The organism is Rahnella inusitata (genome assembly GCF_018288855.1).
Classification (GTDB): domain Bacteria; phylum Pseudomonadota; class Gammaproteobacteria; order Enterobacterales; family Enterobacteriaceae; genus Rahnella; species Rahnella inusitata.
In genome coordinates this window covers 15665-28409 of record NZ_CP065025.1, presented here as the reverse complement: position 1 = coordinate 28409, position 12745 = coordinate 15665, and the positions used below count along the sequence as shown (strand labels likewise).

At 54.8% G+C, this 12745-nt stretch carries 11 protein-coding genes; 6 read left to right on the top strand and 5 right to left on the bottom strand.

Annotation, left to right across the window (positions count from 1 at the left end):
- The first annotated feature begins 57 nt into the window (after positions 1–57).
- On the top strand, positions 58–1806 hold the full coding sequence (locus I2123_RS22100) for an ABC-F family ATP-binding cassette domain-containing protein (protein WP_213052779.1): 1749 nt from the start codon (positions 58–60) through the stop codon (positions 1804–1806).
- 781 nt (positions 1807–2587) lie between these two features.
- On the opposite strand, the gene I2123_RS22095 is transcribed toward I2123_RS22100, so the two are convergent.
- A complete protein-coding gene (locus tag I2123_RS22095) occupies positions 2588–2896 on the bottom strand; it encodes an I78 family peptidase inhibitor (protein WP_213052778.1) in 309 nt (102 codons plus the stop codon).
- Between the two features lie 288 nt (positions 2897–3184).
- Here I2123_RS22095 and mtr point away from each other — a divergent pair, with 288 nt between their 5' ends.
- A complete protein-coding gene (gene mtr / locus I2123_RS22090) occupies positions 3185–4429 on the top strand; it encodes a tryptophan permease (protein ID WP_213052777.1) in 1245 nt (414 codons plus the stop codon).
- A gap of 42 nt (positions 4430–4471) precedes the next feature.
- Here mtr and I2123_RS22085 read toward each other — a convergent pair whose 3' ends face one another.
- From I2123_RS22085 to I2123_RS22070, 4 genes are all read right to left on the bottom strand, one after another.
- Positions 4472–5494: a LacI family DNA-binding transcriptional regulator gene (locus I2123_RS22085; RefSeq protein ID WP_213052776.1), complete on the bottom strand. Its 1023-nt coding sequence runs from the start codon at positions 5492–5494 to the stop codon at positions 4472–4474.
- A 30-nt stretch (positions 5495–5524) separates the two neighbouring features.
- Complete coding sequence (locus tag I2123_RS22080) at positions 5525–6934, bottom strand: sucrose-6-phosphate hydrolase (RefSeq protein ID WP_213052775.1); 1410 nt, start codon at positions 6932–6934, stop codon at positions 5525–5527.
- Complete coding sequence (locus tag I2123_RS22075) at positions 6934–8304, bottom strand: sucrose-specific PTS transporter subunit IIBC (protein ID WP_213052774.1); 1371 nt, start codon at positions 8302–8304, stop codon at positions 6934–6936. The genes I2123_RS22080 and I2123_RS22075 overlap by 1 nt, the downstream gene beginning before the upstream one ends.
- 74 nt (positions 8305–8378) lie before the next feature.
- Positions 8379–9965: a carbohydrate porin gene (locus I2123_RS22070; protein WP_213052773.1), complete on the bottom strand. Its 1587-nt coding sequence runs from the start codon at positions 9963–9965 to the stop codon at positions 8379–8381.
- 252 nt (positions 9966–10217) lie between these two features.
- On the opposite strand from I2123_RS22070, the gene I2123_RS22065 reads away from it, so the two are divergent.
- The 4 genes from I2123_RS22065 (at position 10218) to I2123_RS22050 (ending at position 12700) form a co-directional block, all read left to right on the top strand.
- Positions 10218–11159 (top strand): aminoimidazole riboside kinase, encoded by a 942-nt coding sequence (locus I2123_RS22065; RefSeq protein WP_213052772.1) that lies wholly within the window; start codon positions 10218–10220, stop codon positions 11157–11159.
- A 131-nt stretch (positions 11160–11290) separates the two neighbouring features.
- The gene (locus I2123_RS22060; RefSeq protein ID WP_112167826.1) at positions 11291–11614 is read left to right on the top strand and encodes an antibiotic biosynthesis monooxygenase family protein; all 324 of its coding nucleotides are present in this window, start codon (positions 11291–11293) and stop codon (positions 11612–11614) included.
- On the top strand, positions 11607–11999 hold the full coding sequence (locus tag I2123_RS22055; protein WP_213052771.1) for an amino acid-binding protein: 393 nt from the start codon (positions 11607–11609) through the stop codon (positions 11997–11999). Before I2123_RS22060 ends, I2123_RS22055 begins: the two co-directional genes overlap by 8 nt.
- On the top strand, positions 11996–12700 hold the full coding sequence (locus I2123_RS22050; RefSeq protein ID WP_213052919.1) for an ArsR/SmtB family transcription factor: 705 nt from the start codon (positions 11996–11998) through the stop codon (positions 12698–12700). The genes I2123_RS22055 and I2123_RS22050 overlap by 4 nt, the downstream gene beginning before the upstream one ends.
- Positions 12701–12745: the final 45 nt, after the last annotated feature.

The window sequence follows — 12745 nt, the reverse complement described above, 5'->3', positions numbered from 1 at the left end:
ATCGTCGGCTTTATTGACGAGAGGCATTCTTATGCCTGTAAACCTTGAGTAAGCATCATGACCCTATCTCCAAACACATTACTTTCTGCGCAATCTGTCTCTTTCGACACTGCCTTCGGCCCTTTGCTGGCTGAAATATCCTTCGGCCTGAAAAAAGGCGACCGTATCGGGCTTATCGGCCACAACGGCTGCGGCAAAAGTACCTTGCTGAAAATCCTCAGCGGCAGTCTGGCGGCCAGTTCCGGCACCGTCACCCTGTCCAGCCAGTGCCTGATGGCGCGCATCGAACAGCATCTTCCCGCCGAACTGGCGGAATGTTCGCTGATTGACGCAGTGTTCAGCCATTTGCCGGAAAGCCTGGATCAGCCGGAGCGTTGGCAGGCGGAAGTGCTGCTGGCCACGCTCGGTTTTGATGAAACAGCGTGGGAGCTTACCGCCGGGACACTCAGCGGCGGACAGCATACGCGCCTGCTGCTGGCGCGGGCGCTGATCCGTCAGCCGGATTTGCTGCTGCTTGATGAACCGAGCAACCATCTGGATCTGCCCACGCTGCTGTGGCTCGAAGAGTTTCTGAAAAACTGGGGGGGCAGCTTTGTGCTGGTCTCCCACGACCGCAGCCTGCTGGACAATGTCACCAACTGCACCTGGATCCTGCGCGATAAAACGCTGCAATTTATTCGTCTTCCCTGCACGCAGGCGCGACAGGCGCTGGAGGAAAGGGATGCGGCGGATGCGCTGCGCCGCAGATCTGAGCAAAAGGAGATCGACCGCGTGGCGAAAAGCGCCAAACGGCTGGCGGTCTGGGGCAGCGTGTATGACAACGAAAAGCTGGCGCGCAAGGCCAGGCAAATGGAAAAACAGGTCGACCGGCTGAAGCAAGATCAAACCGAGGTCACCGCAGGCAATCTGTGGAAACTACGTTTAAACGGTGAAGCCTTACCGGCAGATCGCGTCCTGGCGTTGTCGGACCTGCATGTCCGCCCTGCGCCGGATGCCCCGGTGCTGTTTAAGCTGGACGAAATGCGGGTAAAAAGTGGCGATCGTATCGCGCTGGTCGGTCGCAACGGCGGGGGTAAATCGTCACTTCTGCATACGCTGTGGCGGGCATTCTGCAATCTGGAAAATGCAGAACCGGGCGTGGTCTTTCATCCGCGCGTACGCACCGGTTATTACGACCAGAGCCTGCAACAACTGCGTGACGACGACATCCTGAGCGACGCGCTGGTGCAGTTTGCTCCACTGACGGAAGAACAGCGAAAAATGGCACTGATCGGCGCAGGCTTTTCTTACCTCCGCCATCAGCAAAAAGTCAGTACGCTCAGCGGCGGCGAGCGCTCGCGACTGCTGTTTATCGGCCTGACGCTGGCGAACTACTCACTGCTACTGCTCGATGAACCGACTAACCATCTGGATATGGAGGGAAAAGAAGAGCTGGCTGACACGCTGAAAACCTTCAGCGGTGCGGTATTGCTGGTGTCGCACGACCGGCGATTTATCGAGCAAAGCTGTAACCGGTTCTGGCTGATTGACCATCAGCGGCTGGAGGAATGGCATGATCTGAAATCCGTCTATGGGATTTTAGCCGGTGTTCCGCAACTGACTCCTGCCCTGCCCGTGGCAGAGCAAAAACCAGAAGCGGCGAAAGTGCAGGAAACGCAAGAGGAACGGCTGCTGGCGTTGCTGGTGGAGCTGGAGGGCAAACTGGAGAAAGACCGGGCGCGTAAGCCGAAACATCAGAAACCCGGTTTGCAGGATCAGTGGCAGCAGCAGATCGCCGAACTCAGCGCCATGCTGGATTTAACCTGATGAGGGGAGCAGTAATAATAAACCGTTGTTAATCAGGCGCTAAAATGAAGAAAGCCCCAGTAATACATCACCGGGGCTTTCAGGTTACTACCAATTTAATATTTAACATTCATCAACTTAATTACTTAACTCTACTTCTCATGATGCACATTTTTTCACAGGATATATTGGTTACTGATTTACTGCTGTCCTCCTAGAGTTTTATGGAATAAGCGTTTCATCCTGCTAATTTCATTAAGACAATTCCTGAAGAGTTGACTTAATGAGTACATCGCCCTCGCGATATATACTCTTTGATGCGTTGCCTTACTCTCTTCGCGACATTCTCGATTTCATACTTACGTACCCAATCGCGAACATTACTCTTAACAACAAGGCCTTACATCATCGCGGTGTGTTCCACATTATGCGATTGCTGTACTCTACTTCGGGGCCTGACATCCTCTTCTCACGTGGCTAAGTATTTCAGCCCGGTGTTGAAGAACCCATCCAAAATATGTCGTGGCCTTCATCGCATCTATTTACTGCTTACTTACTTTGATACTCACTTCTCGGTAATACACGCCGGTTAATAAATCTCTTACTCATCTCCTCACCAGCGTTAAGTTCTAATCTACTCGTTATAAACCGAGTGTCAACACTGTATTTTATTACAGGTTTAAATTAATTTTTGTTATTAGAAAACGTAATGAAATCTGTGATGTAAACCCTATTTTCCGATGAGGAATGGGAGAGTTTGGGCAGCGACTCCGAAGAGTCGCTTATTAAACAGGCAGATCGGTCACGAACAGTACAAACGGGTGATCACCCCTTTCTCATCAGATTCAATATTGAGACGTTCCGCGCGGTAATCCATCGTCACCGCCGTGTTCGGTGTGATGTGGCGCATCGGCTGGGCGAAACGCATTGTATCGAGGACAGAAGCTTTTTTGCCGATCAGAGAACTGAAAGCACCGGCATTGCAGGTGTCCGGCTGCTGAACGGTCGCCGCATTTTTCGCGCTGTCATTTTTCTCATCAGTCTTGTGATTCTGACAACCCGCGAGGGCGAACACGGCCAGCGCGCAGAGGGAAAGCATTTTTTTATTCATCGTGGTCGGACTCTTCATTCATAAGTGGGTCAATGTGCGGAGAGGAATCACACGCAACTCCTCATCCGCACGGATAGCAAGACCAAGAGTATCAGGTAAGCGGTTGTGTTGTCCTGATGTACTATCACACTAGTTCATGGTGTACATGCATCGCCATTTGCACTATATTGTCGCGCTTAAGGTCAGAGCCGCAGGATAAACGCGCGTTTTCTGCCTCCATAACCCACCCATTCTTTTACAGCAATTCTTGAAATGAATCGTGATAAAAGCCACGCGAGGAACCGCACTATGGCGACGCTTTCCACAGAAGCCCCACTCCGCTCCGTCTTTGGCGGCGCAATGATTATTGGTGGCACCATCATCGGCGCGGGCATGTTTTCACTGCCGGCAGTGATGTCAGGGGCCTGGTTTTTCTGGTCAGTCGCCGCGCTGGTATTTACCTGGTTTTGCATGCTGCATTCAGGGCTGATGATCCTCGAAGCCAATCTGAACTACCCGATTGGATCCAGCTTCAACACTGTCACCCGCGATTTGTTGGGCAAAGGCTGGAACCGGCTGAACGGCCTCACCATCGCTTTCGTGTTGTATATTCTGACCTACGCCTATATTTCAGCGAGCGGATCGGTTATTCAGCACACGATGCGTGAAATGTCGGTGAACGTCTCCCCGCGCCTCGGCGGCTTGCTGACCGCGCTGGCAGTGGCGTTTATCGTCTGGCTGAGCACCCGTGCAGTCAGTCGCATGACCGCCATCGTGCTCGGCGCAAAAATCATCGCGTTCTTTCTCACTTTTGGCAGCCTGCTGTGGCATGTGAAACCGGTGAATCTGCTTAACAGCGTGGAGATCAATCCGACTTATATGCCCTATGTGCTGGCGACGTTGCCTTTTTGTCTGGCGTCGTTTGGTTATCACGGCAACGTGCCGAGCCTGATGAAGTATTACGGCAAGAACCCGCAGGTCATCAAAAAATGTCTGCTGCTGGGCACGCTGATGGCACTCGGGCTGTATATCATCTGGATGCTGGGAACCATGGGCAATATTCCACGCCCGGCATTTATCGGCATCGCAGAGCGCGGCGGGAATATTGATGTGCTGGTGCAGTCGCTGAGCCAGATCCTCAACAGCGAAGGGCTCGACTTACTGCTGACCCTCTTTTCGAATTTCGCCGTCGCCTGTTCCTTCCTCGGCGTGACGTTGGGCTTGTTTGATTATCTGGCGGATTTGTTCAAATTCGATGACAGCAAAACCGGTCGTTTCAAAACCGCACTGGTCACCTTCATCCCGCCGATGATTGGCGGCGTGATGGTTCCTGATGGATTTATTTATGCCATCGGTTTCGCCGGTCTGGCGGCCACGGTCTGGGCGGTGATTGTGCCTGCGCTGATGGCGCGTAAATCGCGTAAACGCTTCGGCAGCCCGCGCTATCGCGTATGGGGGGGCAATAAAATGATCGCGCTGGTACTGTTATTCGGTGTGCTCAATGCCGTGGTGCATATTTTGTCGAGCGTGGATTTACTGCCGGTTTATCGTTAAGAAAGAGGGAAAGAGAAAGCCCGTCCTGGCGACGGGCTGAAATCACGCCTCTGAAGACGCCGGATGCCGCCAGTGCAGCTTCGGCGCGAGATAGCAGCGTAGTTCCTGCGGCTGCTGCTCATTAATAAGACCGATCACCACCTCAAAACAGTGCATCGCCAGTTCGCGGCAATCCTGTGCGACGGTATCGATTTTCACGGAAAGGGAATCGTAGAGATAATGGTCGTCGAAGCTGCACAGATGGATATCACTTTCCAAAAGCTTGTGCTGGCTCATATAGCGCAACACCCCTTCCATCAGCCCGCAAGACGCCACGTACAGCGCTTTTGGCGGCCTTCCAAGACGCGCACAGAGATTGGCAAACATCTCGTAACCGGAACTCGGATGATAATTACCGTACATAATCCACTCGGGTTTCAGCGTCACACCGGCACGTTCCAGGCCGAGCTGATAGCCCGCCAGACGGTCACGCGTCGGGGAAATGCGCGGCTGGCCGCCGAGAAAATAGAATTCATCTGAGTGATTTTTCGCCACGCGGGCTACCAGTTCGGCGGAGGACTCGATGGCCTCACAAACCACCAGCGGCAGTTCGGTGTCCTGCATATGTCGGTCGAAAAGAACGACCGGCAGTTGCTGGCTGATTTTGACGTATTCCGCATCATTGAGCATGCTCGAGGCCACGATCAGGCCATCCACCTGACGCTGGATCAGGTTGTTCACCACCATCGTTTCCTGACTGGTGTTTTCATCCGTGCAGGCGATCAGCAGTTGCATTCCATTTTCGCGACACAACGTTTCCAGCTCGTTGGAACAGGCGGCGAAACCGTAGTTGGTCATTTCCGGTACCACCAGCCCCAGCGTATAGCTGCGCGCCGCATTGAGAGAACGGGCGTGAATACTCGGCTGATAATGCTGCTCCGCCGCCACTGCCAGCACGCGATCGCGGGTGCTGGCAGAGATGCGAAACTTTTTGCTATGCCCGTTAAGCACCTGGCTGGCAGTCGATTTCGACACGCCAGCCAGTTCGGCTATGCCACTGATAGTGATGCGTTTGGTCTTTTTCACTGCGCCATATTCTATTGTCCGGAAAGGCTTTTATTCTAACACGCAATCCGTCAACGACCAGTGGCGCAGCGCAATCTGCCCGTCTCCGCTGAAGGTTAACCGTGCCGGCAGTGCAGGAAAATAGCGCGAAGACATCACCGCATCGCCATCATTAATGAAGATTTCCACGCTGGAACTGTCGCACAACAGAGTGAGATGGCGTAACGCGCCGCGCCAGACCCTCTGCTCCGGTTCGCCGCTGCGGCGGTTTTTGCGCATCAGCCGCAGCCATTCGCCGTCCCAGGCAAGCGTCAAATTTCCGCCCAAATCGGCGCTGAACGGTTGTTCAGTCCCGATAGTGACTTCTGCACGCGTGATGTCCCACACCGGCGCGTCCTGCGCGATACCCTGCCAGACCTGTTCTTCGCCGCGTAACCGCTGAAGTTCGCGCGCCGGGCGTTGAATAATTTTACCGTTTTCCAGCGTCAGCTCGTGCGGACAGGTCATGATGTGCAGCCATCCGTGCTCAATCGTCGGCTGATAAAACTCATCGCCGTCAGGAATGCCCATCCAGCCGATCAGCAGGCGGCGGCCATCGTCAGTGTGCGTGGTTTGCGGCGCATAAAACTCGAACCCGAGATCCAGTTCGTGGAAATCGCCGTGCGAAAACTGCCCTGTCGCGTAGTCCAGCTGCCCGACGAAATAGCCGGACTGGAAGGTGTTCAGGTAGCGATCGGATTGCGCCGCTAACCCCTGCGGGCAGCAGATCAGCACGTCGCTGCCGGTGATACTAAACAAATCCGGGCATTCCCACATGTAGCCGAATTCGCCCAGCCCGTTGAGGCCTGAACCGGCGATTTCACCAAGCATCTCCCACGCCAGCAAATCGGCGGATCGCAGCAACAGCACTTTGCCTTGCAGGCTGAGATCCTGCGCGCCGAGCACCATGTACCACTGGCCCTCGTGCTGCCAGACCTTGGGGTCACGCACGTGACCGGTGTAACCGGCGGGAAGATCCAGCACCGGTCCGGTTTTATCGAATTCACCGCGCTCGTTTTCACGCGCCAGGCACTGAAAGGCCGTGCGGCTGCCGTCCGGGTATTTCACGTTGCCGGTATAGATAAGCGTCAGCTGGCCGTTGTCCACCACCGCCGAACCGGAATAACAGCCGTGCGATTCGTACTCTTGCGCCGGTGCCAGCGTCAGCGGCTCATGCCGCCAGTGGAGTAAATCCGCCGAGCTCCAGTGCCCCCAGAACTTCGCACCGTGCGCACAGGCGAGCGGATTCCACTGATAGAAAAGATGATAGCGCCCGTTATGCTGCACAAATCCGTTTGGGTCATTGAGCAAACCGACCGGCGGCGCGAGGTGCCAGCCGGGCCGGTACGGATCGCGGGCAGCGGTTACCTGCCCCGCCACCACGCTGCGCAGCGCCTGTTTCAGCAAACTGACTTCCGACATTATTCACTCTCCGTTTTGTATTTCAGCAGCAGGGAAAGCAGGAATGCGCTGCCGAAGGCAATCACTAAGCCGATGAGATAGCTGAGCATCGAACTGGCCTGCACAATCGCCAGCCCTGGAATACCCGTCAGGCCAACGGCGGTCATGTTGACGTGCATCGCCACCACCCACGCGCCACCCAGCGCACCACCGGCTAAGGCGGCGATAAACGGTTTCATAAAGCGCAGGTTGATGCCGAAAATCGCCGCTTCGGTAATGCCCAACATGGCCGAGAAGGCAGACGGCACGGCAATCGCTTTAATTTTTGCATCGCGGGTTTTGAAGTATACCGCCAGACAGGCACCTCCCTGTGCCACGTTAGCCATCGACCAGATCGGCAGCAGGAAATTCACCCCGATGCTCGGGTTGCCCAGCAGCCCCGCTTCAATCGCGTGAAAGCTGTGGTGGATCCCGGTGATGACAATAACCGAATACAGCCCGCCGAAGATAAGCCCCGCTACCCAGCCAGCGTGAGTGATTAAGGTGCTGAGGATAAAAGAGATGCCGTCGCCGAGCGCGCGACCGGCCGGGCCGATAATCAGGAACGCGATAAAGCCGGAGATGATGACGGTGAGAAACGGCGTCAGGATCAGATCCAGCGCATCAGGAATGAATTTGCGCAGACGTTTTTCGAGGAAGCTCATAAACCAGACCGCCAGCAGCACCGGGAATACCGTGCCCTGATAGCCAATCATCGCAATCTCCAGCCCGAAGAAATTCATGGTGTGGAAACCGCTGGCGACGCCCCAGGCGTTGGTCAGCGCGGGGTGCGTCAGAATGCCGCCCAGCGTCGCGCCGAGGAACGGGTTACCGCCGAATTCACGCGCGGCGGTGAAACCGATGAGGATCGGTAAAATGATGAACGCCGCCGAACTGAACATGTCGAGCATGATAAAAATCGCGCTCTCCGGATTTGCCCAGCCGTAGGTTTTCACCATGCCGAGCAGCCCCATCAGCAGGCCGGATGCCACGATTGCCGGAATGATCGGCACAAAGATGTTCGACAGCACGCGCGCGATGCGCTGGAACGGGTTCAGTTTTTGCGCCGCAATGTTAGCCGCTTCGGACTTGCTCGATTCACCGATGCCCGCCACGTTGATGAACTCAGCGTGGACTTTGTTCACCAGCCCGGTGCCAAAAATAATCTGGATCTGCCCGGCGTTGCTGAAGCAACCCTTCACGCCTTCTACTTTCTCGATAGCGCTTTTGTTGACCAGGCTATCATCCACCAGCACCAGCCGCAGACGCGTCGCGCAGTGTGCGGCGCTGGCGATATTGTCTTTGCCGCCCAGTAGAGGGAGCAGTTCTGTCGCGATTGCATTGATATTCATAATGTTCCTTGTCTTACCCTGTGTGACAGCGCCCGGTCAATTCAGGCGCGTCATGGTGATTCAAACCCTGTTTATCAGAACCAGGTTTCCATCTGGATCCCGAAGTTCCACTGGCCGCCGGAGGTGAAACCGTCCGTGCCGAACGAATCGCTGGAAGAATAGCTGTCGAGCTTGTGGCTCCAGTCCATATAGCTGGCGAAGAAGCGGATTTCCGGACGGCTCAGCATGTCGCTGATATCGCCCACTTTGAACGTCGGTGCGAACGTCAGTTTGTAGAATCCGCCTTTCACGTTGTTGTTATCTTTATAGCCCTGCGAATCGAGATCCATGTACTGATAGCTGCCTTCATAGGCCAGTTCGAAGTTTTCGGTGATTTGCTGAATCAGACGCGTATTGAAGGTCAGCCACTGATAATCATCGCCGGAAACATAACGGTCTTTACTCTGCTGGGCGAGGATCGCCGGAGCAATACTCCAGTTTTTACTCAGCGGCGTGATGCCGTAGGTGGCCAGTCGCACGGTGCTTGCATCGTCGGTCAGATGGCCGTCCGAGCCGAGCGCTTTAACCTCTGCCCCTAAACCATGGCCGTACAGCAGCGCGGTGGTCGATGTCCCTTCGCGCAGGCCGTAGAAGCTGTCGCCGTGGTACGCCAGCATCGTATGGAAGCCGGTATCCGCCGCATTAGTAACGCCCTGCGTGCCGGTGTTTTCACGATCCTGATTATTTTTGGCGCGCAGTCCGCTGACCATCCACTGGAATGGTCCGGCATAGTTATTCGCTGTGACAATGTAGTTCTCAATGCGCGTGTCGTCATTGCTGTTGTTGTTATCGTCGAGATCGTCGAAATTGCGCCCGTAAAGCGAGAAGTTACTTTTCAGGTTCTCGCTCCACTTCACGTCATAAATACCGCCACCGGTACCGGCGAGGAAAATGATGTCGGAATCGAGGAAATGAATATCGAAGTTATCGCGGTCGAAGCGTTTACCCGCCCACAGCGTCGAGTCTTTCCACGGGCCGGTGAAGGTCGGCAGCGAACCGAGTTCGACAAACGCCTGACGAATATTCAGATCGCTGGTCGCGCCAGTCCAGTCGTTGTAACTGCGCTGCCCGTCCGCCAGCATCACTTTATAGCGTGAGGTCGCGCCGCTGGCCATCGTCTGATTGTGCTCGAGATTGACCTCAACGTAGGTGTTATTTTCGTTACCCAGACGCCCCACCGCACCGCCGGTTTGCCCGGCTGGCGTGACGTAAGGGCCGCTTTCGGTCGACGTGCCGGAATCATTCATGATTACGCCGGAACGCGCGTAACCGGTGAATTTAAACCCGCTGTTGTCGCTGTCACTGCTTTTGGTATTGCTGGCTAATGTTTCGGTACGTTTAGCCACGTCGGCGGTTTGCTGCTGGGTAATTTCAGCCGTTTTGGCCACCTGACGGGTTTGCTGTTCATTACTGGCGGTGCGTGTCTCGAGTTGTTTAACCTGTTGTTCTGCCTGGGTCGCACGGGCTTCGGCTTTCGCAGCGCGGCTTTCCGCCTGCTGCAAACGTTTTTCCATGGCATTGAAGCGGGCTTCAATAGCACTGGCAGAAATGTCGGCACCCTGAGCCGCAGAAGAAAGAATAAGTCCAACAGCAACAGCCAGATAGCGAGGTTTCATCATCATTTTTATCCTTCAGAGGAAGCTTTATTATTATGAGTAAAACCGTTTAGCTAAATTGCTAAACTGGTTTTCCTGAGCACAATAATCACCTCGCCCTGCTTTAGGCAATCAAGTTCTCTGGTCTTAACGTGGAATTGTGATCTTGCTGGCAATTCGTCACTAAATCTTAAAGATTCGTTTGTGCTTGATTAGCTAAACCGGTTCTTCTACTTTATCGACAACCAATTTATCTGGAATTTAAAAAAGGGAATGAAGATGAAGAATCGGGTTTGGGTGCTGGGCGATGCCGTGGTGGATTTGATCCCCGAAGAAGGTGACCGTTTACTGAAGTGTCCGGGCGGCGCACCGGCAAACGTCGCGGTGGGCATCAGCCGTCTCGGCGGCGACAGCGCGTTTATTGGCCGCGTGGGCGGTGATCCTTTCGGCGAATTTTTGCGAAAAACGCTGAAAGACGAAGCGGTCAACACCGACTTTATGCACCGCGATCCGCACCACCGTACCTCCACCGTGGTAGTGGAAAACGACGCCGACGGCGAGCGTTCGTTTACGTTCATGGTGCGTCCGAGTGCCGATCTGTTCCTGCAATCGACCGATATTCCGGCGTTCAAAGCGGGCCAGTTTTTGCATCTGTGTTCGATTTCACTGTCCGCTGAACCTTCCCGTTCATCGGCGTTTTTAGCGATGGCGCAGATTAAGGCCGCCGGCGGGCATGTAAGTTTTGACCCGAATATTCGCCACGATTTATGGCCGGACGAGAACCAGCTGCGCGAATGCCTTGAACAGGCGCTGTCACTGGCCGATGTGATCAAGGTTTCAGAAGACGAACTGGAATATCTCACCGGTGAACGACTGCTTTCCGAGGGGATTTTGCGACTTTGCCAGCGCCACGATCCACAGCTGCTGCTGGTCACGCAGGGCAAAGACGGCGTGTCGGTATACCGCAAACAGGATGCTTCGCTGATGCAATATCCGGCACCCAAAGTGAAAGCGCTGGATACCACCGGCGCGGGCGATGCGTTCGTCGCCGGTTTGCTGGCCGGTCTGGCGAACAACTGGCCGATGGCGTCGGATAACGTCTGGCGCGACATTGTCCGTCAGGCACTGGCCTGCGGCGCTCTGGCTACCACCGCACGCGGCGCGATGACCGCCCTCCCGGATGCGAAAGAGCTGGCAGCGTTTTGTGGTCAGGCATTTTAGAGATTTCGCTCAGCGAGTGAATACTGTCAAACCGTAATCCCGCCAACATCCACATTTCGTTAAACAGCGAAGCATCACTTTTTTCAGTCTTCATAATCGGCTCCTGAAATATACTGACAGGAGCCATTTTTATGATTGCAGTTCTTTTTGAAGCGGATGCGGTACCGGAACATCAGGCGCGTTATTTTCAGCTGGCGGCGGAGCTGAAACCGTTGCTGGCGGAGATCGACGGGTTTATTTCTATTGAGCGTTTTCAGAGCATGACGACAGCAGGAAAAATCCTCTCGCTTTCCTGGTGGGAGACGGAAGAATCTGTGCTGGCGTGGAAGAAAAATCTGCAACATCAGGCCGCTCAGTCTGAAGGCCGCAACAGCATTTTCTCGTTTTACAGGATCCGTGTTGTTCAGGTTCTGCGCGATTATTCGTCTGAAAACCGGGGGCATTCGCATGTATGATGTTCACGTTATTCTCAGTAATACGCCGGGGGCGCTCGGCTTGCTCGGCGCTGTGCTGGGGAAAAAGGGTGTGGGTCTGGAAGGCGGTGGCGTTTTCACCGTGGGAAACGAAAGTCACGCACATTTTCTGGTCGAAAACGGTGAGCGCGCACGTCAGGTTCTCCTGCGTGCCGGGTTAGATGTGCGGAATGTCACAATGCCACTCATCCGCAAGCTAAAGCAGGAACGCCCCGGCGAACTGGGGGAGATAGCGGCGGTATTGGCTGAAAGTGGTATCAATATTCTGGTTCAATACAGCGACCACAATAACCGGCTGATCCTGCTTACCGATAATCACGAACGGGCCGCGAAGGTCACGCTGAAATGGGGTTTATCATCGGAATGAAATCCGCCACGTTAAGCAGTGTCGAAGATGATGCAGGTTTACTGGAGAAATCCATGTCGGCGGTGGCCTCTGCGATGGCGGATCCTTCGAGGGTCAGCATCCTTTGCGCTCTGATGGATGGCCGCGCATGGACCGCAACAGAGCTCAGTGCCGTGGCGAATATCGCCGCGTCAACGGCCAGCACCCATCTGGCGAAATTGCTTAAAAGTGAGCTGATCACCTGCCTTTCGCAGGGAAGGCACCGTTACTACCGACTGGCTGGCCGGGATGTGGCTTATCTTCTGGAAACCCTGATGGGCGTTTCGATGAAATTCACACAGCCTCCGGCGATCAGAACGCCGGTCAACCTACGTAACGCCCGCACCTGTTATGACCACCTCGCGGGAAAAGTCGCTGTTGGCATCTACGATTTCATGTGTGCAAACGACTGGCTGGAACCTGACGGCAACAGTCTGACGGCAGGCGGAAAACTTCATTTCCAAAATATCGGCATCGTTACTCAGCCGCAGACAAGACGCAAACCCAGCTGTGCCTGTCTCGACTGGAGCGAGCGTCGTTTTCATCTCGGAGGCGATGCCGGTGCCGCATTACTGAAAGCCTGCGAACACCATGGATGGCTGACACGCACACCCGGCTACCGTGAAGTCACTGTTACCGACGCCGGTAAAAAAGCCTTTTCCCGCTTATTTGGCATCAGTTAAAAAAACGGCGCAACCTCACAGGCTGCGCCGTTCGTCTCTCCACGT